Consider the following 24,249-nt stretch of genomic DNA (forward strand, 5'->3'; position numbering starts at 1 on the left):
GTTGATTCCAGAACTCGTATACCAACTACAGTTGCGAATCTGGGGTCCACGGCCACATCATCCAGAGGTCAACGAACTCCTGCGGAATACACTGATCACACCATAGTGTGTTGACGCAGCCATGATCGCTGTAGTAGGCGATCTCGTGCTTAACTTGTTTTGTATACCAGGTAGCTTGGTCCCCGCCGCACCTGGCACAGATCATGTTTTCGCGGTCCCAGCCTACAAGGGCTTTCTGCTGATCAATTAACTCAGATTCCAGGTCGAGATGATAGATCTCTTCCTCAAGATTTTCCACGCGGGCGGTTTGCTCGGTTTCATCACGGTCGTTCTTATGTGGCATGTTGTGAATTATGACCGGTCACGTATAAGCATATGCCACAGTCGGGAAGGCCTTCGGCCTTTCGTCATCACGAAAGAGCAAAAACTCTCTCAGACGACTGCGAGGATCCGCATGGACTAGTCGGACATCCCCACGCTACCATCGTCCTGATAGTCTCGGGGCGGTAGTGTAGGTCACACTCTGGGCATCCACGGTGCCTAATACCCCTACCAATCCCATAGAACAGAGAAAACAATGAAATCTTTAGAATGCGCTGAGGAAGCCTGGCTGTGGACGAAAGGGTCATGCGTCAGTAGAGGATGCTCCGTTAAGATATTCAATTGTATTCTCTAACTGCTGGACTTTCTTTTCTGTTTCTTTGTGCTTCTCTCGTACGCGCTCGCAATGGCGAGCAACTGTCGTAACTCGAACGTCGTATTCTCTTGCTATGTGTGCGTTCTTTTGATCGAATACGATTGCGAGTTCCCACATGGCGATTTGACGTTTCGTCAGGGTGGTCTCTTCCGCTAATTCTTCCCACTTCTCTTCGTTCGCTTCTCGAAGTATGGCGACAGCATTGTCCTTCCTAGCCGCAATGTTCTGCGAATCATATTCCATACGGGATGATTGTTTTCCGAATACATAACAGTTCGCTATTGATTGGGTTCATACTAGCACAATTTTCTTGGGTTTTCGCTTAAAAGGGAGGGGTTCAAACCCTCGTTCAAGATGAAGTATAGTTCACGAAAACGTGGGTATCCGAGACTAGTCCAACGAAGATTGGGAAAACCGAATCGATCGAATTCGATCTGTTTCGATGAAGAAAGATACAAAAAGAGAGGGGGTATCTGCATCTCTACACCAGAGCAAGCGACTCAGCGCCTCTACGCCGCGGTTAAGATCCCGATCTGTGTGGTTCGGTTCTCTTTCTCCGGTGAATTGCATTCTTCTTCTTTCTTCAAAGAACCAGTTCGATTCGTTACGTCCAACTCGATTCGAGAAGAAACAGCAAAGAATCGGCTTGGTTCTCAACCAGCTCACTTAATTTCGTCAAGGAGGCGATCATCGTGAGTCGGCGTCCCCAACTGAACCGGGAAGTCCGAAAGGAGTCGGTAGAGAAATTCAACGAATGGTGTCAACGTGAAGGTCACGTGAATGGCGGCGATAAGGGGCGACATGCTGAACAAGCGATAGTTGAGTATCTTCCACCAACGTATCGTCCCGATCGGTTCCGGGATGATCTTGACGAACTTGAAGCTGATCTTCGGACGGATCTTGACCAAGCCGGACTCTTGGACGTCTGTTCTTCATCGAAACAAAACCCTACTGTCTCGCGTAGCGACGAAACGGTAAAAGTCACATACCGCATCGCAGACGATGTCCAAAACGCGCTTGAACAATACGTCTACGACCAAGAAAAGAAAGTCCGTAGTGTGAGTGGTGATTACATAGCGACGGCATTCGACGAATACCGTGATGGCGGTCAAGTTGCACGGGTTCGACGGTACTACGAACAGCTCCGTGACGGAACAGACATCGTTTCCGAAGATCGGGTTGGACAAGTAATTGACCAACTTAACAATAATCTTGACTACCCGGAGTATTGCCACATAAAGGGAATTAGAGTTGCCGTTAATGAGGCGTTAGATGTCCATTCTGACGATATCCGCGACGATTTCGCTGACCGTGTCATTGACCGGCTTGGATTTGTCGCTGTAGAGACAAGCGATGGCGTGTACGCAACGCCCGAGCGAGCAAAGCAGTTGGCTCAAGAAAACGAAATTGACGATGATCTCGACTGGTACGAAATGGACAAGGAAGACCGTGTTGAGCACCTCGTAGCGGCATTAAAGGCGCGTGCTAACGGATCTTCTAGTGCTGGCGTAGACTACAATCAGGTTCGTGATCAGATCTTTGATCGGCATCCCAGTAACGATTACTGCTACGAACTCATGTCATTAGCCGACGAGTATCCCGGGTTTGAATACGGAGAACACAATGGAAAACTGAGACTCCGTTATAATAGAGAAAATGACCCAGCAGAAATAGATGATGACTGGGTTGACCGAGCAGTCGAACTCATCGATGAATTCTGTAAGGAAACTGGACTACCACCAACCGATGTAGAACAGCCAATTTTGGACAATCGAATTGTGCAAGCACGATTCCCAACCGAATACGACGAAGTTGAAGGCCCAAGCGATCAGGCCATAGAGAACGTAACTGAGGAAGATCGCATCCGCGTTCGTGTAGCCATCGATGACTCCGGAAGTAATGAATGAAATAGATGGCTCTGTTGAACCCGGTTTCGCGGATACAACCCTGAGGAAGAGCGAGGAAGATACCCTTCCAGAACGCATGTTACGCCGAGGCTGGTGATTCGGATGTGTCTCCGAGTGACTTCGTCAGTTCAACCTCGATCTTCACCGTGTCGTAGGGGACGAAGGGCTGCTTCGCGCCACCTGCTTCACGGAAGTGCACGATGCGGTACTCGTGTAGTGTCTGGACGTCGTCGTGGACTTGTCGGATGTCACGGTCGAGGCGGTCGGCGAGGGCACGGATGCTGTCTGCGGGTGCATCCATCAGGCTCTTCACAAGATCCAAGCGGCGTGGGGTGAGGATGCGCTGGAGGCGGCTGGCGTCCTGGAAGTTCACGACGTGGGCGATGTCTTCGCCGTCTTCCCAGCGGGCAGCGCGGTCCAGTGCGTTCTCCTTGTGCTCCTCGAACGGTTTCGACGTGATGCGAAGGATCGAGGGGTATTCAACGTCCTCCGGGGGTTCGTGTGCGTGGTTAGGCGAATTCTTGTTCATGGATGGTTTCAACCTCGGTGAGGAATTGCTGGAGATGTGATCGAAGGTCTTCGAATTCGATGCCTTCGACCTCGCCACGGTAGTGTCGGTGATGGCGGCCGACGCCGTGGGCGTCGTTTGCGTTGTCGTACCGGAGGATTTCTTCGTCGGCTGGGCCGAGGTACTGAAAGCTGTATTTGAGTCCCTCCGGGAACTGGTCGCTTTCAGGGACGTCCCAGGCAAGTGCTTCCCAGCGGTCACCGGCTGGAAATTCATCGTCGTCCTCGAAGATTTTCCTAGCTGGCATCCAAGCACCTGCGTTGTCCACATAGGACAACACACTCGGCCCTCATAGCCGTTGTGGTAAAATAACATCACTACGATACCGCAAGGATAGGCAGGCAGTATTATACGACATCGAGGAGAATACCCGTGCCTTTAGGCGCGGGATGAATCCGACAACTCCTCCGCAATCCACCGCCGATGGCAAGGCCGGATATTCCACCGGTAAACGACCACGGGTCGGGTGACCCGTGGCTTTTCTAATTCCCTCAGCCTACGTCGTAAGCACTCCACGCGAAGCGATTTCGCGGGATGAGGATGGGCGATTTACAGAGCGCCCCGACCCAGACAGGCTCACTTTCCGAACAAATGGTTGGGTTTTGCGAGTCCGGTAATTAATCGATTCAACGTCTATGCCAGCGTGTTTCGCCCACGCTCGCCACGCCACATTCACGCTCGCGTTTCGGTCAGCGTGGTCTTGCTGAACCTCGCACGAATCATTCGTACAGTGGAACCGCCGACCTTGGCGGTAGCCACGGTGTCCACAGCACGAACACGACTTCGAGTTGTAGTAACTGTCTACCGTGTCCGTGGGAATCTCGTTCCACGTCGCCTTGTACGAGACGAATTTCTCGAACTTGTGGAACGGTAGTTTGTGCAGTCTACGGTTCATGTATGTACCGTATTTGATCTCGTCGCGGATACCTTCCATATCCTCGAACACGATGACTGGGTTCGAGAACTGTTGGGCGAACTCCACCACGATTCGGGACATTCGGTGGAGAATCCACTCGGTGTAGCGTTCTTCTTTCTCCCCGAGTTGGTGGTGGATGGAGTATTGGCCGTGTTCTTGACAGCGTTTGGTGATGGTGTGGTAGCGTTGGCGTTCGGCTTTCACCGAGCCGTAGTCAAGCACGAGTATTCCGAGAGTGTCCATCGTCTCACGATTAAGAGCGGTGAGGGCGATGTTGCGCTCATTAATATCTACGCCGACGAGTGTGTCAGCGTCTTCTGGTTCAGGCACTTCAACCTCTGTTTTGACCGTGACATGTAGGTAGTACACGCCATCTCGGTACAAAAGTTCGGCCTGCCCCAACGACCACTCGTCATCCGTGAAGGCCGACTCGATGAGGTTGAGGTCTTCCGGTCGCCCTCGAAGGTGTCCTTTCACCTTCTTGTACGGCTTCGGACTCACACGGAACTGAACGCGGTCGTCCTCGTCGTTGTAGGTGAGTCGATAACCTTCGGTGTGCGCCATAACGAGTGGGTATGCTCCCTTCTTGTCCGTGGCGGGTGGCGACGGTTTCCCGGCGTTGGTGTCGTCTTGGTCGTGCCACCAATTGAGGAGTTCTTTGTAGGAGTCCCACGCTTGCAGGGCTTTCCCGACGACTGCACACTTGTTGTTCCGCAGGAAGTCATCGCGGTCAACTTCCTTCTGAATCTCAGTGCGAGAGTAGCCTTGTTGCTTGAGTTCGAGAGTGTCGTTGGAGATGTCTCGTGCGGTGAAGCGGGCATCTTTGAGCCACGACCGCTCACCAGACTCTATGCAGAGTCGGGTGCGTGCGGTCTTCGTGACTTCTTCGATACCCATACATTGACTATCGAATCAAATGATGATAAAAGTAGGGATTAGGATAGGAGATTGCAGGGGTCATGCACATTCGATTAGTTTGTGTAAGTATCATTTCGTGTGGTGCCCGAAGTATCGACACGGGATGTTGGAGTTCGTTCGAGACGAACTTGCGGAGTTGTTCCAAGGAACTGCTGAACGGTTCGGTCACGAGATTATGTCGATGGAGATTGCTACTGACCACGTTCACTTGTTCGTGGAGGCTGACCCGAAATGGAGTCCTGCCGAGATTGCCAAGCAGTTCAAGGGCTACTCGGGCCAAACGATTCTGAAACGCCATCCAGAAATCAAACAGCGGTATTTCTGGGGAAGTGGAATGTGGAAGGATGGATACTACGTTGGGACGACTGGTGCTGTTTCCGAGGACGTGGTTCGTCGGTACATCGAGGAGACGGAACATTAATCGAGCGTACGCGATTCACCCACGGGTCAGGTGACCCGTGGAACTCTCGCTGTTTCCTTTAGAAAGTGACGCGCCGGCTGAGATGGTAGCTGGCGTGACCTCAGCGAGCCGTGGTGGGTTCGCCACTGAAAATGGTGTTTTGCCGACATATCTTAAGGAATACGGTCCGAATCGGGATTGTATGAGTAGGAGTCCTATGGAAGAAACTACGGGGATTGGTTCTGAGCGATTGTGAGTCGTTAATACGGGGTGTATTGGGGGTCAACGTCGTGGAGGTGGACGCTGCTGACTTGTTCGGGGTCAACAACGAATTCTGTGCCAGTTTCCTCGGAGTGTTCGTGTAAGTCAATGAGCCGGTAGATGGCGTTACCGTACCACCCGCAGTCGCATCGGGCAGTTGCGTGAGCGCCATTCGACGTGTCGAGTGAGACTTCAGTTAGCTCAAGTTTGTCGTGACAGACCGGGCATTCGTCTGGGATCGCGGCGTATGCGTGCCCGTTGATGCAACGGAGGTCGTCCGGATTGATCCCCTCCGTGGAGAGTACGTCTCTAATGGCATCTCCGAGTTCGATGGCAAGGTTCGCTCGCGCTTCTTCGTCATTCGGAAGATCAGATCCTTCGATGTGGATGGTTAAACGGTCTCCGCTCGGTGAATTACTTGATCGCATACCCAATTTTTGAACGGGTGGTATTTAAAACTCTGGCTCTCAGAGAACTATAACCTCTGTAAGCAGCCGATACACTGGGTTTTGCGGGTTTTTCGTGCCAAAAAGAGGATTGGAGATTGTTTCAGGTGACCTCCTCCTCGCCGTAAACGGCGAGGCTTCCCACGGCACCGCACCGCTGGGTTGGGATATTTGCTGGTTTACGACCTGTCGTTATGACGGGACGATGGCGGGGCCACACCGCCGTTACTCCTATCCCGGCAGGGGACTCGGAGTTATCTTATTAGTCGAGACACTACAGCAGTTCGAGAGGGTGTCTCGAACGTTCTAGGTCTCGGAGTCCCGATATTGTGCATTTAGGTGGGCGGTGTGACCGCCTCGGTGCATGTCATGCTACGGATCAGTTCCATTTAAATATCAGTATTGCTTCTGACCGGTGATCGTGTCGGCGTTGTCGGATTCACACCCGCCGTAAACGGCGGGATTCTCTCCTTGCAGAAAGATAGGGGATAGTGATCGTAACGGTTGACGCGGGCAGTTATTGCAATGAAATCTCCGGAATCGGTAGGAGGCGACCATTCCCAGAATGAGCTGCCCTGGAGACCATGTACTAGATCTCTTCACGAGGTTGGAGTGAATGTTAGAAATCCGTCGTAAGCGGACAAGAAATATTATCGGATATCCTTCTCAATTGCGTTGTGTTTCAGGTTTCGAATAATTTCAATGGCTGTGATGCCTGGCTCATCTGGGTTGATGTCGGCGGGGGATGTCGTGTCTGAGTAGGTGGCGCCGGAGTAGTCAATACGGCCGGCTGCGGCTTGGGTTGCAAGATCGTCGAAGAGGTTTGTAGCTGCTGTACTATTGGGAACAACCCACCGAGCGGTATCTGGATCAGCAGTACAGAGCTTCCGATAGGTCTCGACGACGGAATCGTTTTGATCACTGTTTTCACGTTCAGCTTCCGTTGCGTGGATGATGTTCCCATCCGTATCGAGGACTGCAACGTCAATGTTTTTCGTCACGGTCTCGCCATCAGGGGTCGTGACTTCGATCGGGACATACGTCTCAACGTGAAGGGTCGGGTCGTCTCCGAATCGTGCTTTGTAATCAAGTTCGCTTCCACGAACCATCGTGTAATGTTCGAGGGTGTCGTTAAGTTCCCGAATTCCCGGGCCGTATTCCTGCCCTTGTTTCCAGGGCTCGTTGATGTGACGGCGGCCTGCGGGCGTTACTGTGTAGAGGACGTGGGGATCGGTATCCTCGGTGATATACCCGTGTTGCTTCAGCAGGTCGATGTCAGCCGGTGCGAGATCGTAGTCATCGCGGAGTTTCGTTCCGCTATCTCGAAGCGGGTCGTATTCGAAGTAATGATCGACTTGCTGGGTTTCGACGAGGTACAGCCCTTTCAGGAATTTGAAGTGGTTGAGGCTGAGATCGCTTTCTTCGATGTCTTCTGCTGTGACTTTCAGCGCAGGGTCTGGCATGCGCCGCAGCGCGTCTCGGTCAACCTCGTCGAGTGACTCACAGCATGTAATCGCTGCGCGTAGCCCATCCGTAGTCGCGTCACGAAGCGACGCATTCTCTCCATCGTCGGGGAAACACTGCATGCACTTGTAACACTGCCGCGTGTCATCGTACTCGATTGCTGGCGGTAACGCGGTGTGACGCGGGATATGCGTCCGCTCACGAATTGATCCGCCCGTGGACGCTGACAGACCTGTGTACGAGGGGACTTGCGTGTTCACGCCTGGATCAGGAACGTCAACCGTTGCAAAACTCGATAGGACGTGCTCAAGTGCGTCCTGTTGATGTGGGTATGACTTCGTTTCCGTCGGTGCTGGCGTTGCGTCTGTTTGAGCGAGTTTGCGAACCGGAAGGATGAATGGCGCCCAGTCGCGCAGGTCGAAACGGGTGTTCCACAGTGCGTCTGACCCGTTCGTCGTGATTTCCTTGGCAAGGGTGCAATCCGAGTCCAAAAGCCGGTTATCCAGAACGAACGATGCGGACTGGCCGTCGTTGGCCGCCATGACGATATCTGCGCTTTGACTGATCGAGTCCCAAAGGCTACGATTCGATTCTGCAACAGCGTACGTCGTTGCGACATCGATTGCGAGACGGTGCTCACTGGTCTTTCGAAGTGCACGCTCAACGATGTCTTGGTGAGCGTTCGTTGCGGAGAGAAGCTGTGGCGTGAGTGTGAACACGTTGCCAGTACAGTCTGGCGCTGTGTCGCCGAGTCCATAGCCGGCGTTGCTGAGTTCCGAGAGCAGCAAGGCCGTGCTTTCATCGGCGCAGTGTGTAAGTGACTCATGGTCAGACAGGTCGATCAGATAGAACGTTGCCGGTCCCGTAAGCATCTCTTTGAACCACGGGCGAAGCTCGGCAATCCGGTCTTCCGTGAGGAACGGCGAAAGCGCGTTACCCGTAATCCGTTCGGGCACCATGATATCATCTACAGCCGAGTCTTCCCTGTACAAATGACAGTAGAGGTATGCGCAGTACGTGATGACGGTGTTGCTTGTCGAGAGCACGAACGTGGGCCGGTTAGATCGCAACGCGCTCACAACCGTGTTCTCGACGTGAAACAGTGTCTCTGGTGATGCAACGCGAAGCACCGATGCAGGTAGATCAGGTACGCCGAGTCCCAGGCGTGATTTCAACTGTCTGTCGGCACGAAACGTTGATTCACTGCCGATAACCCACTTCGAGTCTAGGAGCGCGGAGATCTTATCCGTTGGCCCATTCTCGAGACCGCTTACTGTGCCGCCAATCCCGGATCGTAGTGACGATTTACGGGCTGGCGGGTAGATGAACCCTCTCGCGTAATTAAATGGCGGATCAAATGATCCCCCATCTTTCAGTAACGCATGCCGGAAACACACGCTGTACTCCTTGTCAGTTCGTTCAACAGGGTGTAACCAGTACAAGGGATGTGAGCGATCCTGAGCGTCGGGGTTAGTGATCGGAGAGAGATCACAGTCCTGTGCCGTGTTTCGGGATGTGGTGTCGAGCAGAACCCGGAGCGTCATGCCACTGCTACTGGAACACAGCAGTTGAATGGCCCACTGTGTATTCGTTCGGTCGAGTGTCTGAATCAGTGCGACAAGTCCAGCGCTCGGTGCAACCGAGGGATACGGATCAGACTGCGAGCCAGTCGTGGACGGACCGTGATCTCGTGGGAGTAATTCGAGTAGCGTGCCTGACTCTGGCTGGCACACATGCTCTTCAAATAGCGTCTCGGGTGTCCAGTACGGGTCAGCCGTCAGGTCTGTGTAGTCGAACGCAGTTGTGAACGATGCTTCAGCGCCAGTCTTGTGCTCGCGTTCGTTTGGGTGGGGGGCGAGATACGACGGTCGATACACAAGATCGTCATCGGCGGTCCGGTATACCAGCAGCTCGAAGGGTGCATACGTGATGTTGCGGTCAGCGTCGAAATACGCCAGGCTTGGCAGCGATCCGAGAAGCTCTCGAAATGGTTTCTCAATTACTCCATCAAGCGTCGTAACTCGCGGAACTGATGTGACCGTCCCGCGGCGGGCTCGCGGTGGTGTCTTCTTACTCATCTGTCTCACCGCCGAAGCGCAGCACAAACGTATCTCCCTGCCCGATCCACGCGGGCTCAATCGTATCAACACAATGCTTGATCGTGTTTACATCAGTGAGGCCAGGCTCGTCGAAGTTGAAATACTGGACGCGGGCAGTATCTGGATCCTTCTCGGTATCTGCGTTGAACGTGACACGGTCAGCAGCGGCTGCCGCGGTGAGTTCGTTCACGAGAGCGACTGCATCTGCTTGTGTCCACGCAACCCACTGTGCAGTGTCTGGCTTCGCAGCAGCTAGTGTTTGGTACGTGATCACTGTCTCATCGTCGAACGCTGCCGTCTCCGACGCGGCAGGTGCCTGATCAACAGCTGATGTAGCGTCTGTTTCCGGTGTGTATAGACCACACCCCGCAACGAGCGTACTGTCGTCAGCCTGGACAACGATGTCGAGCGTTGCCCGACTTGGATGGCGCGAATCGGTCGCTGCCACGTCGTACGGCAGATCGGTTTTGACTTGCGCTGACGATTCGGCGTACTGGTCGGTCATGTATAACTTGACGGCGCGCCGTAACCGCCGCTCGAACATCGAGTGGAACTGTTCGTTGTCCTGTACTTCGGTCTGCCCGATTGCCTCGAGTCCACGGTCGGTCAGTGAGTAGAGTTTCGACGGGTTATTCGTCCGGACGATGTAGTCGTCCTCAACTAACCGTGTTTCTATCTGGTACGAAATTCCGACGTCGTCTCGGATATCAACACCGCTATCGACGACCGGGTCATATTCGACTGCGTAATCGAACTGCCCTGTCTGCAACACGTACAGTACGGCCAAGAACCGGTACTCCTCTTCGGATAGTTCGTGAGCAGTATCCTCGAGTAACGCACTCGGGACAACTGGTTCAGGGACGTGCCGCACTGCTTCTCGCTCGATCTCCTCGATAGTATGACAGCAGTTAATCGCCTTGAACAGCCCTTGCTTGCTACGCTCGTACACGGACGCGTCAGTCTCCGTATCTGCCCGGCACGCCTGACAGACATATCCGTTTTGACCGTGATCGTACTCGACCGGGAGATCTGCATGTGTTCGAGGCACGTGTCGCCGCTCGATCGTGACCGTGTTAGGGTCGGCCGTGGTACTTGATGTCTCGCCAGTCGAAGCCGATCCAGCCGAGTCTGTCTGTACTGTCGGCTCAGGTGACGCCCCAGCGGTTCGCTCTGGGCGTGACATCGTGTACTCGGTGTCAGTCGGTACGGTTCGGTCAAATCCAGTGACCGTTGTGAGTCGAGAGAGTGGAATCGCAACCGGCGGATCACTCGATGAATGAGGTCGGACGTACGTATTCCAATCACTATCCTCGTTCCGGTCTTTGATCTCGAGTGGCGTCAGCCCGGGTACTGTTGGCAGGCGGTCATGCTGATAGAGGCGATCTACTGGACCGCCGTTTTGCAGCATGCTGAGATCCATAACCTGCGCGATCCTCGCAAGTTGATCGTACGCAGACTGTCGACGGGCAGTATCTAACCGGTCCCAGTCAGTCACGATCGTCCCGACTTCGACCTCCGGGTAGAGCGTATGCAGGGTCAACAGGAGTTCGGCGTTATCGACGCGTTGCAACGCGGTTTCGAGTCGGGTTTGCGCGTCGGTTGTCGGCGCAAGCGGCCATGGCGCGGCGAACACTACTGAGCCGACAGGCTCACTGCGTGATTGCGATGGTGTTACAGCCGCACCTGCCTGTGTGAGCTGTGAGAGTAGTGTTGTCGCAGCAGCTGCCGGGTCATCGAGTTGAGAAACGTCTAACAGGGTCAATGATGGCGTCTCATCGAGGCGATCAGTGAAAAACGACACGTCATCCGCCATTTCAACCATCGGTTCGATGCGGTCACTGCCAACGTACTCAATCTCGCCTGTCGGAACGTCCAATGACGTTGTCCCTGACTGCAGCGCCGTGTACGTTTCCCCGTACCGCCTGAGTACGCCCGGCAGTGTTGAAACCGCAAACATCGGCGCGCCGGCCATACTGAGTGCTTGGACGTCCGTCGGCGCAGTCACCTGCAGTCCTTGTGGCTCAGCCCCTACTTTCAGCACGCGCCCCATTGTCCCGGACAGCCCTAACACCGCTCGTTTGGAAAACGAGCCGGCAGGTGGCAACGGTTCGACTCCGACAGGGACTGTCGGCTTGATCAGCCGATCAACAGCATTGGCCGGACAGTGTTCGAGCGGCGATGCAGTCCCGGGAACACCGCAGAACAGCGATGTCGTTCGAGACGGTGGGAAAAGTAGCCCGCGGGCATACGCTGACGGTGCAACGAACGATGATGAAGGCTGGAATCGCGCAGCCAAGGTATCAGTGATGAATTCGGGATCCGAGACGTAGTTCCGGAGGCGAAGTTTTGTCGCTGTCGGCGGCTGCGCAAGCGCAAAATCCGAGGACTCTAATCGCTGTTGGAAGTCAGCTCCGGCAGCCGGGATCAGCACCATCCGAATCTGGACTGACAGCATACCAGCCGCATCGGCTGTCAATGGAAGTTCACGGGTCCCGTTCCACGGACATGCAAGCACCTGGACCAGCCATGTCCCGATCTCCGGGAGTTGTTGCTGGGCTGCTTGGATTCGTTGCAGCAACTGCACCACCACGTCCCCTGCCGACACTGCAGGGTACTGCGGGACGTAGGTCGAGTACTTAACCGGTGGCCTTACTCGCGTCGTGAACGCGTCCGCTGGTATCCCATCGAACAGTGCGTCGAACTCGGCCGATCGTGCGTTGACGGACTTCACAGCATAATTATCCTGAAGGACATCCCGCAATGCGACCGTGTTCGACTCTGTGATCGCAGTAGATGTCGAAAACAGGTAGGTCACCTGTCCGTCCGGCTGCTGGTAGGCGAGCAGTTCAAGCGGAGCAGTAATTGGCTTGGTAGTCTCGTCGGTCAACGTCGCCGACTGCACTGTCTGCAGTGCTATACTGAGCGGTGATCGTTCCGTCTCACCAGTGCCCTGGGTAAGGTCAATACGCGCATTCCATGGCTGTAACTGGAAGTGCGTGCGGCGCTGGCGTTCGGTCCAATCCATCGAAGTGAGGTCTTGTGACATCTGTTTTCCCTTGTGATTCTGTTACTGTACGACCGGCTTTCTGGTCACAGCCGGATCCTCAGTTCTTGACACTCGAGTAGCGGCCCCATGGCCGATCGTAGACCTCGACCCAACCAGACTGCCCAGCATGCCGCGGTCTACGGACAGGTAGCCACCCTAACATCTTATCCGAGATCGATGAGGCATAGTGAAGTCAGTATAAAAATAGTTCGTAAAATGGTTGCGCCCTATGCGAACCAATATCAAGCACTGCCTAGGAAGATACCCACGTGCACCAACCCTGATTGTTCCACACCCAGATTTTACAGCGACAGTTAACCGCGTCGTCGTCGCTCTCCAACAACACTAGCAGAAACCTATATAGACACGTCACTGCCGTTGAAAACCACCGTCAGGGGCTATCCACAACTGGCCAAACACGCCGAATACGGAAAGGGGAAGCCCCAGAGAATGACCTGTTCGTGGAAATATCGCAAAAGAGAACTAGTGGTAGCGAAACGGAAAACAACCTTGAGAAGCTCTCATTTCGGATGGCTTCAACCCTTCAAAGGGCGTTCATCAGCGGTCGAGGCGGATACCCCGACCCTTGAGGTCGGGGAGGAAGCCGACACTTGAGAATAACCCCCGTTCCACAGCACAGCCAACTCCCCACGCTTCCAGATACCAACCATTAAATAGTATCAAACCTTCTAATGAAGTATGGCAGAGGTGGTCAGGAACATCCAAGTCAAGCTCAATATTCCCGAGTCACGGCACTCGGACGTTGACCAGACTTTCGAGGAGTTCCGCCAAGCCTCCCAACACGTCGCAGACCAAGGATGGGACGACGACCCAGACCACCTCGTCAAAGCCAAAAACAACCTCCACGAAGCCACGTACACCGAAGTCCGCGAGAAAACCAATCTCCAATCCAGCCTCGTTCAATCCGCAAGAAATCTCGCCGCCGACGCCCTGTCGAACTGCAAGGATTTGCTCGAAGACGACAAACGGACGAGCAAACCAGAGTTCCGAGGCACCGTCATCGTGTACAACGGACGTACGATAACGTACAACGACGACCACGTGACACTCGCCACCACTGGCGACCGCGTGACAGCCGAATACGTCCTACCACACGACGACGAAGGGACGCCGTTCGAGGAATACTGGAACGAGGAAACGTGGGAGAAGCGAGAAGCAACGCTCCACAAGCGTGACGGTGAATACTACCTCCACGTTGCCGTTGAACAAGTAGACGACACAGATTCTAGCGACGAGCAGACCGAGAACGGAGTGGTTCTCGGCGTAGACCTCAACGTGGACGGCTACCTCGCCGTCACCAGCACCGGAGCGTTCCTTGGCAACGCGGACGAACTTAACCACAAGCGCGACGAGTACGAGCAACGCCGTGGAAGCCTGCAACAAACCGGCACTCGCTCTGCACACCTCACCATCCAATCAATCGGTGATAGGTTCGCTGAGTGGAGTCGTCATCGCCTACACGACGTGTCGAACGGTATCGTCCGAGAGGCCGTTGTGAACGACTGTACTCACATCGCGTTCGAGCGGTTGAAATACATTTGGACGCGCATCTCGAACGCTTCCAAGTTTCAGCAGTGGGCGTTCCGAGAAGTCCAACGGCAAGTCGAGTACAAGGCCGAGGAACACGGTATCGAAGTGGATACCGTCGCCCCACAGTACACGTCGCAACGATGCAGTCACGGTGAGTGTGGGTTTACACACGAGGATAATCGTGATGGCGACGAGTTCAAGTGTTTGGATTGCGGGAAAGAGTTGCACGCGGATTACAACGCTGCGCGGAATGTGGCGTGGCGTCTTGTCCAGAACTGGCTCAAGTCTGGTTCTGGACGGGCTACCAGTCAACTGGCCCTCAAGTCAGGAACCGTGAACGCGAACGGCGATTTCAACGCCTCCACTGCTTAGTGGCAGAGCGGGAGTTCACTGACAAGCCCCGACCCTTGAGGTCGGGGTTGTTGACCTGGGAATGGCCACCTGCCGCATATCTGTCTACCAGAGTTATATACAAATCAACATTCCAATATATTTTGCAATCTTGAGAAACGCCAGCCAGAGGCCGGCGTTGAGCCCCCAGCCAATGTCAATGGGTATCGACTTGGGTGGGTCCGAGATCGAGAGACAATATGGCTATTGGCTTCACGTTAGTTCGTGGTGCGATCTCGGGTAGCGAGGGACCGTATGTCTCGGATCGGACGGATTCTGTCAGGCAACGACTGAACCCATTCCCCCTCGCTATCATCATGTTGAATCCGTTTTCAGATAACTCTATTGGCTGTATAGGTCGGTGAAAACGATATTATCAGTATCTGACTGTAACCACAGCAAACGACTCGTTCTCGTCACTGTCGAACGGTTCAAGTGCCTTTTCACTCCCGTGATGGATCCATCGCTCTCTCGTCCCTTCAGGCGCATACTCGGAGGTCCCCCGAACATGCCGTTCGAGTTCTTGGAAACAGACGTTCGTTGTCGTCAGATTCAGAGTCACCGTGAGACGGGACCAGAGCGTGTGTTTGCGACAGCGATTAATACATCTGTATCGACAATAACTGGATAGCGCCCCTCACCGTCCACCATCGCTACTGCTGGAAAACCCCGTCCTATCCAGTTCCGAAGCCTCCTCAAAGGCCTCCCCCTCGCGCTTGATTTCCTCCAGGGCATCTCCAAAAAGGATCTCTGCAACGTCTTCAGGGATGTCTCCCTGCTTGTATCGCTGGTGAAGTGTGATCTTCTCTTCGTCCGAAAGAACTTCTCGAAGTTTCTCTCGGAGCCCTTGCCGGGCAAGCTCACTAATGTTGATCCCCCCGAGACGCATCTGGTCAACGACCTGTGTTGCTTCTTTCTCAGCTTCCCCCCGAAACTGGATTTTGTCATTATTCGCCGCCATCCTGACTACCTGTTCGTTCTCCACGGACATAGGTGTTTGACGCGCCATCCGTGTCATCACAAGTTCTAGCACTGGGCTACGGCTTGAGAAGGATATTCGTTGTTCCAAGAACCGTTCCGCGAATTGCGACTCTTCCAAACCGTGCCTGTGTGAACCACACCCTGACTAATTTTAATACAACTGCCACGATATTCCGTAATCGACGTCCGATACCAACCTCGAAAACGGAAGGTTCCACACGATGGTCAGTACTCGCCTCAAACCGCGACCTGCTCGTTCTCGCTTAGCCGCGGGTCGCGTGTTCGGCAAGTATCTACAAGACCAGCATGTGGAGAGTCCGAACGAGAATCGCTGGACCTGCGTCGCCATCGAACGCGAGAGTTCGACGCGCTCCGGCGATCTCCGGACATTCTCACCCGCATAACCCGGCTCCCACGCGGACTACCCGTCCGGGGCTGGGGAACACGGGGTTGCCGCCTGCTTTCGCCTAGTACTCGCTTGGTTCACAGCGTCACGCGAGTGCGGCCACTGAGGCTTGCGGCAGTTTGGTCTGCGTTCGTTCCTGACAGTGGGACGAACGAGCGATTCCGTGCGCGCTGAGCGTACTAGGAATCGTGGTATGCATCCCCGCAGCGTTAGCTGCGGCTACGTCAAGCCCCGGAGCCTCCGTTGGCGAGGGACGCCGGACTTTGAATCCGGAGGCCGCCGGTTCGATTCCGGCCGGGGCGACATGCCGACGTGGTGTAATCCGGCGAGCATCCGGTCCTGTCACGGCCGTGATCGGGGGTCGAATCCCGGCGTCGGCGTGGACGCGTGGCGTGGCCACGTGGGGATACCCATCGAGGTAGGCAGCCCGTTGGTACGGTCATCTGGATCGTTCCCGCGGTACTGGGCCCAGCAGGGTCTGCAACCTACATGAGCCGGTGTGGTATTCCCGGGAGAACCCGAAGTACGCCCATGCGATGAGACGCGCAATCACGACCGAGAGGTCGCGGTTGCGCAGTTGCAAACAGTCGTACAGATAGATAATCAACTGCCGAACGCTCGGCAGTCCTGTGAGCCGATGGTCCAGCGGCCGACGATCTGTGCCTTGGGCGCACAGGACCGAGGTTCGAATCCTCGTCGGCTCAGTGTGCCGTGTCTGGGAAATGGTGATCCCACTGGCCTGCTACGCCAGTCCCGGCAACGGGTTTCCGGTTCGACTCCGGGACACGGCGTGATGTCAAAGAATGTCTGCCCTGCCTGCGAGGAGGAAGCGTTCCGCCACGTCCCACTCGGTGAAACAACGTCCATCGATACGATTGGAAGTGTGAGAATCTGCGTCACCGACGACGGCGCGTACTTCCACGGAACGAGGTGACCGCCATTCGTCCCTGCCGTGACTGGGTACTGGTGAACTCACTCACCTCGACGGTGAGGGTCTGAAATATGGTCTCCCGGTTCAACTAGTCACGGTGCTCTGCTAAGCGTGAGCGAATCAGGGGTCAGAAGCTGAGCGATGTACGTCTTCCGGCGTCCCGGTGAGCAACGCGAGGCGGGCTCGTCGGAGCAAGCTCCGACAGTGATGGTGAGACATGCGGATAGGCGACCGCGCTCGGTTTGAAACCGAGAGCCGCGAGGCTTCGGAGTTCGAATCTCCGTCTCACCGTGGCGGGATCTCCCTAGCTTGGTCAAGGCACTGCGTTGGAATCGCGGCATCCGCGAGGACACGAGTGTTGAAATCGCCCTCCCGCTGCTGCGTGCCGAAGTGATTCGCAGAGTCGTTGGCGATTCTCGAATTGCGCCGCCATGCCAGAGTGGTCAAACGGACACGGTCGAGGACCGTGTGGTTAGTCCTTCCCAGGTTCGAATCCTGGTGGCGGCATCCGGCCATACTGCCGGTAGACAATTCCCGCTCCAACGTTGCGTCGCCGTACCCAAGTAGTCAACGGGAAGCAGCTCAGAACCGCTGGCGTAGGTCCTTCCGAGGTTCGAATCCTCGCGGCGACACTTCCCCCGTGGTCTAGTAGCGACGACACCTCTCTATAGAGGAGGAGACGCACGTTCGAGTCGTGTCGGGGAGACTGCGGGACGGTGGATAAGCCTGGCATTCACGCTCTCGCCGAGTTTTCACCGGAGATCCGGTGCGACGGTGAGAGCTCCTTCATCTCACTTGTAACGAGAACACGCAGGTTCGAATCCTGCCCGTCCCACTGGCCGATGACCCCTTCCAGGAGAGGCCAACCCGCTCCAGTGGAGTAGCGGCCAAACTCACGGCTGAACCCCCGGTTCGAATCCGGGCTGGAGCACTCTTCAACAGTCCGAGACCTCTCACTTCCAGCCGACTAGACTGAGGGACGGACAGCTGTGGAGAACTGAGAGATGCCCATGAGTGAATTCCGAATTATGTGCTGCGGGATAGGGTAATGGCAGTCCACGGGGCTCATATCCCCGAGGTCCAGGTTCGACTCCTGGTCCCGCAATGGAGGACAACAATGGGACTATTCGATATAGTCGAACTCTACGACGACGTCCACCTGCCGGAGTACCCCGATGTGGTCACTCCTGCCGAGGACGTCGACTGGCAGACGAAAGGCATCGACCGACCGACCATGACCACATTTCGGATTACGGCGAATGGTCATCTCTTCGAAGAGAAGTGGAACACAAAAGATGTGCCGCCCAAGGACCGGCCATACGCGACCCGTGAAGATGTCGAAGAGGGCGACTTTCTCTATATGGCCGGCTGTCTCAACCGAGTTCACGACGGCTGGATCGAGCGGAACGACTACCATGGCCGCTTCGAAATCAAACGCTCCTTCGAGGATCTCGACTCACTGGTCACGTACCAGGCGACGTTCACGCACGGGCGACTCGAAGGCTTCGAACGGCTGCGTTGACCCGTATTTGTCCGCCGTAACTCGGACCTTGGTTCTGCGACCAGCGGCACTCCCGGAGTCTCGATTTGCGAGAGTTAATCAAGCTATAAGTTTCATATTCAAACATCATCGGAAGGATCCAGTATGAATACTAGCAAGCAAGGAGACGTAACTGAAATGAGAGTAGCCACGTTCCTAATGGAGCGAGGTTACACGGTTCTCGATCCAATTGGAGATAATGATCGGTACGACTTCGTAGTCGATACAAAAGGCAGATTTGTTAGAGTTCAGGTCAAAACTGGCAGAATTCAAGACGAAAATGTCGTTTTCAACTGTAAATCAACGAAGTCGAATACGAAGGAGTGTCGTGACGAGCCTTATCGAAGCGACGAGATCGATGGGTTCGCCGTCTACTGCCCCGAGAACGATGGATATTATTGGGTTCCAATCGAGGAGACCGGAAGTTACGAGAAGTGGCTAAGAGTTGAAGAAGCCACTCACCCGAATAGCAATATCAACTGGGCCGAGGATTATGAGCTCGCTAAGCGATTTGCTTCCGCTCATGGTTGATTCATAGGGGTTCGATTCCCCTCGGGAGCACTCGGGGGGCTGGCCCTGACAGCGTTTTCCGTGTCTAACATAGCGGGCAGCCACGGATTCGTGACGCTATCACGGCCGGCTTACCCCAGGCGTGTGGTCGTCGAGGTGATGCGTTTCTTCGCCCACAAAGCACACCAACGGGAGTCATAGCCCGTCGCACCGTCAGTTTCCCGACCGCACGTGGCGACCGTCGAGTCGGGGCGTTGCTTCGCCAGGAACTCGCAGGTTCAAATCCTGTCGGTGGCACCGTCCATCGATAACATCCCGGACAAAGAGAGCACGAGGGTGCTCTCGACACCGGTCCCGCCCCGACAGTTTTCCGGTCGCCATCACTCATCTCGTGGCCGTCGAGTTGGAGTCATCCTTCGCCTCAGGAGCCGGAAGTCCGGGTTCGAATCCCGGCGGTGGAATCCCACTGTTCCACCGTAGTGTAACCAGGTAGCACGCTGTTCCGGCTCCAGCGGTTTCCCGGCCACGTCTTTGTCTCCGTAGCTCAGCAGGACAGAGCACCGGCCTTCGAAGCCGGGTGTCGCACGTTCGAATCGTGCCGGGGATGTTCGCTGCTTGCACTGCGTGTGAGCAGCACCGGTATCGGAGTCGCCTGTTGCGGCTTCGAGTGATAGCATGGAATTCAACACGCCAAAGCAAACGATCGCGGAGGCGACGCGAACCACCAACTACGAAGGTGGCGAAGCGTTCGAGCCTGCCGACCCTCGACTCGCACTGTACAAGCGCACGATCAACCAACTGCTGGAGAACTCGTTCTACGAAACCGATGACGAGCAACTCGCTGTTGTCGTCCGGCGGTTCGACGCCGCGGCCGACGAAGACCCGGAGTTCGTCCTGAAGCTCGCCGCGTACGCGCGCCAGGAACTCTACCTGCGGGACATTCCACAGGTCCTGCTCGTACTGGCAGCCAACGACGACCGGTTCAAGGATGACTCACCCGAGTCGCTCATCCGCGAGTGGGCCCCGGAGATCATCCAGCGGATGGATGAAACGGCGACCGCACTCGCCATCCACGACCAGCTGTTCGGCGGGACTGCCCCGTGGCCGCTTCGACGCGGCATCGAAGACGCGCTCGTCTCGATGGCGGACGCCTACACCCTGGGAAAGTACGAGCTGTCGCGGCGTGAGGTGACGCTGCACGACGTATTCAATCGCGTCCACCCGAAGCCGGTCGACGCCGACCAGGAGGTGCTGTTCGAGCGGTTCATACGCGGCGATCTCGACGACTATCCCGACGTCGAACCGTTGCCGTCGCCCAACACCTGGGAGACGGTGATCTCCGAGAGCGGCAACACTCGGGACGCCTGGGAGTCACTCATCGAGGACGACACGTACTCGCTGCCGATCTTCGCGTCGATCCGGAACCTCCGGAACATGCTCGAAGCCGGCGTCGACGAGGACACCGTCGTAGGCCACCTGGACCTGGAAGCAGTCCGGTACGCGCCGCTGTACCCGTTCCGGTACTACCAGGCGTACACCGCGCTCCAGAATGCTGACGTCCAAGCACCAGCGGTCGAGCGGTGGCTGGAGGACGCAATCGACGTCGCTGTCGAGACGGTGCCTGACGGACTCGGAGACACGTTCGTCGCCGTGGACCTCTCAGGGTCGATGGACATGGCGCTATCCACGAACAGCACTCTCCGCCCGAAAGAGATCGGTGCGTTGTTCGGTGTGATCCTAGCCGACCAAGGTGCCGAGGTTGGCGGGTTCGGTGACGACTTCCAGACCGTTCCGATGCACGTGGACACGCCAGTACTGCAGCGTCAAGATGCGGTACTGGCCATCGACGAGGACGTCGGGAACTCGACGAACGGCTGGAAGGCGCTGGAGTACCTCCGCGACCGAGGCGAGACGGTCGAGCGTATCGTTGTCTTCACCGACATGCAGATCTGGGACAGCACGCCATTCACGGCGCACGATACCCAGACGGTCAAGGCGGCGTTCGACGCGTATCGGGGCGAGGTTTCCTCGGACACCGCGTTGTATCTCGTTGACCTTGCGTCCTACGGCGATCTCGTGACGCCGGAGGGATACGAGAACGTCTACAACGTTTCCGGCTGGTCGGAGAACGTCCTCTCGTTCATCGAACACGCCGAAAACCCGAAGCAGGTCATCGATGAAATCGAGACCTTCGAGCCTGCATAGCGCGGTCTTCTCATCTTTCTTCGTCGAGCGCGAGTAGTGTAGTTCGGTATCACGCGGTCGTGCCACGACCGAGACAGGCGTTCGAATCGCCCCTCGCGCACTCGGAGCGCAGCTCGTGGAACAAACAGCCCGAGCAACGCTCTTCAACAGAGGTAACATCATGGCAATCACCAATGACAACGACCCCGAACCGACGGCGACTGCTGTCGTCACGATCCGTATCCCATGTGGCGCAGACAGTGATCTCGTCACCGACGCCGAAGAGCGCCTCTCGCGGGCCGAGAACATCGATACTGTCACGATTGACGAGATGCGCGGTATCGATCCGAAGCTTTCGGCAACGGCCATCATTGTCAGCATCACCCTTCGCTGGACCACGACGATGACTGATGCGGAGGTGAGTAGACGGCTCGCCGAGGTCCCCGGCCTTGAGTCAATCGAGCGGATCAGATGAGGCGTTATAAACACGCTATTCCCGACGATTTATGCGGTTGTCTCTCTGTATGAGCAGCATGGAACACACGGTTGACCGCGGGGAGAAGAAGGAACTCCGTAGGGAACATCCCAGCGGGTGGCTCTACCTTACGCAGTACGACGCCATCCCGATCCTCGTAGATGCGTTACTCGATCTTCCGCCGAACCGCGAATTCAACAAAACTGAACTCGCAGAGCAGCCGGCGTCTCACGCCAGACTGTCGGCAACTACACCGACCTTCTGCTTGAAATCGAACTCATCGAGGAGGCCCCGAATACGTCTCCACGTCGGTACCGGGTCGCAGACAGCAACGTCGTCCGAGAACTCTCCGAGTTGAACAGCGCGCTCAACAATGTCGGCAACGAGTAGCAGTTGGAACGACGTCGAAGACGAATATGAGCGATTCAAACGCGCCTGAGCACCTCGACGCGAAGCACGAACGCAACCGTGAGCAGCGCATCGAGGGCATCAAGCGCTGGGTCGAATACATCAAATCCGAACCGCCGGAGACGTGGGAGCCACAGCAGAATGCGGTCGTCAACGACCAACTCGATGCCGCCCAAAGCGTCCAGACCTCGGCTTCCCACCAGCAACATGTGAAAGACGACGCAGAGGATATCCTCGAAGAGGAGAGCAACTCTGGCGACGATTCGAGGTAGAGCATTTCTGTACGAGGTCGCCTCAGACGAGGGCTCTGGTTTCAACTGCAGCGTCCCGTTTTGACGGAACATTTACCAGAATTGAGGCAAGAATGCCCCTTCCTCAAGGAGCGAGTAGGGAGGGGATGAATCGCCGCACGACAGTACAAGCCATGAAGTGAACACATCTCTAATCAAGGGATAGCGATGGAGTACAGTCACCGCTACCCCGCATACCCGACACAACAGGTAGCGGCTGGACTGGACTCTCACATCGACATTCATCGCCAAGCGTACAACTACACTCTCTACGAATACGAGAACGTGGACGTTGATGACATCGGTTCCGCGTACAAACACCACTACCGACTCACCGACTGGAAAGACGAATTCCCCGTCTTCGCAGAAGTTAACTCCAAAGCACTGCAACGAACCGTCACGCGGTTCTACCAGAACCTCAGCGGACTCTCCGAGCAGAAGCAAAGCGGACGCACGGTCGGGAAGCTCAAGTGGAAGTCTCCAAAGGAGTTCCAGAGTATGACGTATTCGCAGTCTGGCTTCGAACTCAAAAACACGAGTGGCCGACGTGCGACGCTCTGGCTCTCGAAAATCGGCGACATCCCGATCCGCTACCACCGCGAAATCCCCGACGAAGCCGACATCAAAGAAGTCACGGTCAAGAAAGAGTCAACTAGCGACTGGTTCGTCTCCTTCGGCCTCGAAACCGACGAGGCCAACCTTCCCGAGAAACCCCCGGTTGATTCGCTCGACGCGAGCAACAGCGTCGGCGTTGACCTCGGCATCCAGAACTACATTCACACTAGCGACGGCAAGATCGTGGACTGGCTTGACCTCGAAGACGAGTACGACCGCCTCCGCCACGAGCAACGGAAGTTGTCGCAGAAGGAGAAGGGGGCGAACAGCTACGAGAAGCAACTCCGAGAAGTGGCGACGGTCAAGCGACACATCCGTCGAAAGGTGCTGGACTACCAGCACAAAATCACGACGTGGCTCGTCCGCGAGTACGATGCTGTGTTCGTCGAGGACTTGGACGTGAAGGGGATGTTGGAGCAGTCACAGAACGCTCGCAACAAGCAGGACGCGGCGTGGCGTCAGTTCATCACGCTCCTCGAATACAAGGCAGACTTGTACGGCTGTCACGTCGTTCAGGTGGAAGCACCAGGAACGACGAAAGAATGCGCGAAGTGTGATGTGGAGACGGCGAAACCCATCTGGGTTCGAGAACACTCCTGTCCGTCGTGTGGGTTCGAGTGGGACCGGGACGCGAATGCGGTCGTCAGACTACGTCTGACGGGCAGCAAAATCGCATGCGATTTTGCGACGGCGCTGAACGTCTTGCAGCGCGGCTTTTCTGAACTAGGGCTGGGATGGCCCGAAGACACGCCTCTGGAGACTGCGCTCCCTACGGACACCCATTCAGTGTCTGCAAAGCGCGTCGTAGAAACAGGAAGCCCCACCCTCAACGAAGCCCCACCAGCGGCTGAGTAGGGTGGGGTAGTTCACCGTCTTGTCCGACTTCAGCCCGACCGCGTAGTAGCTGTCTTCGTCGAGGTCGCCCACGCCGTAGGGGTAGTACGACGACCGCAGATCGGCACGCGCCATCCCGTTCAGGAAGTGCTTGACTGTCTTCCCCGATTTCCGGCCCTGCATCACCAGTTCCAGCCCCTGTTCGGTGATAGTCGAGATCGTGTCTGAGTTGTAGAACTCCGTTCCCGCGTCAAGGTAGACGCGGCCGATATTCAGGTGTTGCCTGGCCAGCCGGAGCATCCGACGGATGTACAGGCGGTGCAAGGCGACTGCCTCGGGGCTTGACCCCGAGGGTGAAGCCGACAACTTTCCAATCTTTTAACTGCGCGCACATCCGTTCAAACGGTGACGA

The 24,249-nt window shown here is 55.9% G+C and carries 20 protein-coding genes, 10 tRNA genes and 1 pseudogene; 21 read left to right on the forward strand and 10 right to left on the reverse strand.

What is annotated here, in order from left to right:
- Nucleotides 1-25: 25 nt before the first annotated feature.
- On the reverse strand, nucleotides 26-343 hold the full coding sequence (locus ACEWFR_RS22905; protein ID WP_098726274.1) for a hypothetical protein: 318 nt from the start codon (nucleotides 341-343) through the stop codon (nucleotides 26-28).
- Nucleotides 344-625: 282 nt separating this feature from the next.
- Nucleotides 626-940 carry a hypothetical protein gene (locus tag ACEWFR_RS22910; protein ID WP_374063224.1) on the reverse strand — a complete coding sequence of 105 codons (315 nt, stop codon included), beginning with the start codon at nucleotides 938-940 and terminating at the stop codon, nucleotides 626-628.
- 533 nt (nucleotides 941-1,473) lie between these two features.
- Here ACEWFR_RS22910 and ACEWFR_RS22915 point away from each other — a divergent pair.
- Nucleotides 1,474-2,604, forward strand: coding sequence for a hypothetical protein (locus ACEWFR_RS22915; RefSeq protein WP_374063225.1), 1,131 nt, complete (start codon nucleotides 1,474-1,476; stop codon nucleotides 2,602-2,604).
- A 79-nt stretch (nucleotides 2,605-2,683) separates the two neighbouring features.
- Here the strand turns inward: ACEWFR_RS22915 and ACEWFR_RS22920 are convergent, their stop codons facing one another.
- The 3 genes from ACEWFR_RS22920 to ACEWFR_RS22930 form a co-directional block, all read right to left on the reverse strand.
- Nucleotides 2,684-3,133: a transcriptional regulator gene (locus ACEWFR_RS22920; protein ID WP_374063226.1), complete on the reverse strand. Its 450-nt coding sequence runs from the start codon at nucleotides 3,131-3,133 to the stop codon at nucleotides 2,684-2,686.
- Complete coding sequence (locus tag ACEWFR_RS22925; protein WP_098726279.1) at nucleotides 3,114-3,419, reverse strand: DUF6516 family protein; 306 nt, start codon at nucleotides 3,417-3,419, stop codon at nucleotides 3,114-3,116. The genes ACEWFR_RS22920 and ACEWFR_RS22925 overlap by 20 nt, the downstream gene beginning before the upstream one ends.
- Before the next feature lie 249 nt (nucleotides 3,420-3,668).
- A complete protein-coding gene (locus ACEWFR_RS22930; protein WP_374063227.1) occupies nucleotides 3,669-4,985 on the reverse strand; it encodes an RNA-guided endonuclease TnpB family protein in 1,317 nt (438 codons plus the stop codon).
- 43 nt (nucleotides 4,986-5,028) lie between these two features.
- Here ACEWFR_RS22930 and tnpA point away from each other — a divergent pair, with 43 nt between their 5' ends.
- Complete coding sequence (gene tnpA / locus ACEWFR_RS22935; RefSeq protein ID WP_374063240.1) at nucleotides 5,029-5,427, forward strand: IS200/IS605 family transposase; 399 nt, start codon at nucleotides 5,029-5,031, stop codon at nucleotides 5,425-5,427.
- Between the two features lie 239 nt (nucleotides 5,428-5,666).
- Here the strand turns inward: tnpA and ACEWFR_RS22940 are convergent, their stop codons facing one another.
- The 3 genes from ACEWFR_RS22940 to ACEWFR_RS22950 form a co-directional block, all read right to left on the reverse strand.
- The gene (locus ACEWFR_RS22940) at nucleotides 5,667-6,095 is read right to left on the reverse strand and encodes a hypothetical protein (RefSeq protein WP_098726282.1); all 429 of its coding nucleotides are present in this window, start codon (nucleotides 6,093-6,095) and stop codon (nucleotides 5,667-5,669) included.
- A 668-nt stretch (nucleotides 6,096-6,763) separates the two neighbouring features.
- Complete coding sequence (locus ACEWFR_RS22945; RefSeq protein ID WP_374063228.1) at nucleotides 6,764-9,655, reverse strand: hypothetical protein; 2,892 nt, start codon at nucleotides 9,653-9,655, stop codon at nucleotides 6,764-6,766.
- Nucleotides 9,648-12,722: a hypothetical protein gene (locus tag ACEWFR_RS22950; protein WP_374063229.1), complete on the reverse strand. Its 3,075-nt coding sequence runs from the start codon at nucleotides 12,720-12,722 to the stop codon at nucleotides 9,648-9,650. The genes ACEWFR_RS22945 and ACEWFR_RS22950 overlap by 8 nt, the downstream gene beginning before the upstream one ends.
- A gap of 699 nt (nucleotides 12,723-13,421) precedes the next feature.
- On the opposite strand from ACEWFR_RS22950, the gene ACEWFR_RS22955 reads away from it, so the two are divergent.
- Nucleotides 13,422-14,645 (forward strand): RNA-guided endonuclease InsQ/TnpB family protein, encoded by a 1,224-nt coding sequence (locus ACEWFR_RS22955; RefSeq protein ID WP_374063230.1) that lies wholly within the window; start codon nucleotides 13,422-13,424, stop codon nucleotides 14,643-14,645.
- Between the two features lie 655 nt (nucleotides 14,646-15,300).
- Here the strand turns inward: ACEWFR_RS22955 and ACEWFR_RS22960 are convergent.
- Nucleotides 15,301-15,654 carry a hypothetical protein gene (locus ACEWFR_RS22960; protein WP_374063231.1) on the reverse strand — a complete coding sequence of 118 codons (354 nt, stop codon included), beginning with the start codon at nucleotides 15,652-15,654 and terminating at the stop codon, nucleotides 15,301-15,303.
- A 632-nt stretch (nucleotides 15,655-16,286) separates the two neighbouring features.
- Here ACEWFR_RS22960 and ACEWFR_RS22965 point away from each other — a divergent pair.
- The 18 genes and pseudogenes from ACEWFR_RS22965 (at nucleotide 16,287) to ACEWFR_RS23050 (ending at nucleotide 23,858) form a co-directional block, all read left to right on the forward strand.
- A tRNA-Gln gene (locus tag ACEWFR_RS22965) sits at nucleotides 16,287-16,352 on the forward strand.
- A 4-nt stretch (nucleotides 16,353-16,356) separates the two neighbouring features.
- Nucleotides 16,357-16,430: transfer RNA gene (locus tag ACEWFR_RS22970), tRNA-Asp, on the forward strand.
- A gap of 251 nt (nucleotides 16,431-16,681) precedes the next feature.
- Nucleotides 16,682-16,754 (forward strand) — tRNA-Pro (locus tag ACEWFR_RS22975).
- Nucleotides 16,755-16,843: 89 nt separating this feature from the next.
- The gene (locus tag ACEWFR_RS22980; protein ID WP_374063232.1) at nucleotides 16,844-16,984 is read left to right on the forward strand and encodes a hypothetical protein; all 141 of its coding nucleotides are present in this window, start codon (nucleotides 16,844-16,846) and stop codon (nucleotides 16,982-16,984) included.
- A gap of 206 nt (nucleotides 16,985-17,190) precedes the next feature.
- Nucleotides 17,191-17,272: transfer RNA gene (locus ACEWFR_RS22985), tRNA-Ser, on the forward strand.
- A gap of 134 nt (nucleotides 17,273-17,406) precedes the next feature.
- Nucleotides 17,407-17,488: transfer RNA gene (locus tag ACEWFR_RS22990), tRNA-Leu, on the forward strand.
- 203 nt (nucleotides 17,489-17,691) lie between these two features.
- A tRNA-Thr gene (locus ACEWFR_RS22995) sits at nucleotides 17,692-17,816 on the forward strand.
- 34 nt (nucleotides 17,817-17,850) lie between these two features.
- Nucleotides 17,851-17,912, forward strand: a tRNA-OTHER gene (locus ACEWFR_RS23000).
- Nucleotides 17,913-18,015: 103 nt separating this feature from the next.
- Nucleotides 18,016-18,086, forward strand: a tRNA-Met gene (locus ACEWFR_RS23005).
- Between the two features lie 12 nt (nucleotides 18,087-18,098).
- Nucleotides 18,099-18,503 carry a hypothetical protein gene (locus ACEWFR_RS23010; protein ID WP_374063233.1) on the forward strand — a complete coding sequence of 135 codons (405 nt, stop codon included), beginning with the start codon at nucleotides 18,099-18,101 and terminating at the stop codon, nucleotides 18,501-18,503.
- A 123-nt stretch (nucleotides 18,504-18,626) separates the two neighbouring features.
- A complete protein-coding gene (locus tag ACEWFR_RS23015; RefSeq protein WP_374063234.1) occupies nucleotides 18,627-19,052 on the forward strand; it encodes a group I intron-associated PD-(D/E)XK endonuclease in 426 nt (141 codons plus the stop codon).
- A 512-nt stretch (nucleotides 19,053-19,564) separates the two neighbouring features.
- A tRNA-Arg gene (locus ACEWFR_RS23020) sits at nucleotides 19,565-19,676 on the forward strand.
- A 30-nt stretch (nucleotides 19,677-19,706) separates the two neighbouring features.
- The gene (locus ACEWFR_RS23025) at nucleotides 19,707-21,236 is read left to right on the forward strand and encodes a TROVE domain-containing protein (protein ID WP_374063235.1); all 1,530 of its coding nucleotides are present in this window, start codon (nucleotides 19,707-19,709) and stop codon (nucleotides 21,234-21,236) included.
- Between the two features lie 27 nt (nucleotides 21,237-21,263).
- Nucleotides 21,264-21,336 (forward strand) — tRNA-Gly (locus ACEWFR_RS23030).
- A gap of 60 nt (nucleotides 21,337-21,396) precedes the next feature.
- Nucleotides 21,397-21,690, forward strand: a complete 294-nt coding sequence (locus tag ACEWFR_RS23035; protein WP_374063236.1) for a hypothetical protein — start codon at nucleotides 21,397-21,399, stop codon at nucleotides 21,688-21,690.
- Nucleotides 21,691-21,739: 49 nt separating this feature from the next.
- Nucleotides 21,740-22,080: pseudogene (locus tag ACEWFR_RS23040) on the forward strand (hypothetical protein).
- A gap of 26 nt (nucleotides 22,081-22,106) precedes the next feature.
- A complete protein-coding gene (locus tag ACEWFR_RS23045; RefSeq protein ID WP_374063237.1) occupies nucleotides 22,107-22,370 on the forward strand; it encodes a hypothetical protein in 264 nt (87 codons plus the stop codon).
- Nucleotides 22,371-22,556: 186 nt separating this feature from the next.
- Nucleotides 22,557-23,858 carry an RNA-guided endonuclease InsQ/TnpB family protein gene (locus ACEWFR_RS23050; protein WP_374063238.1) on the forward strand — a complete coding sequence of 434 codons (1,302 nt, stop codon included), beginning with the start codon at nucleotides 22,557-22,559 and terminating at the stop codon, nucleotides 23,856-23,858.
- Here ACEWFR_RS23050 and ACEWFR_RS23055 read toward each other — a convergent pair.
- A complete protein-coding gene (locus tag ACEWFR_RS23055) occupies nucleotides 23,787-24,161 on the reverse strand; it encodes a hypothetical protein (protein ID WP_374063239.1) in 375 nt (124 codons plus the stop codon). The two genes, ACEWFR_RS23050 and ACEWFR_RS23055, sit on opposite strands and share 72 nt — an antisense overlap.
- Nucleotides 24,162-24,249 lie beyond the last annotated feature (88 nt).

Source organism: Natrinema sp. H-ect4 (genome assembly GCF_041894845.1).
In the GTDB taxonomy this organism is placed as follows: Archaea; Halobacteriota; Halobacteria; order Halobacteriales; family Natrialbaceae; genus Natrinema.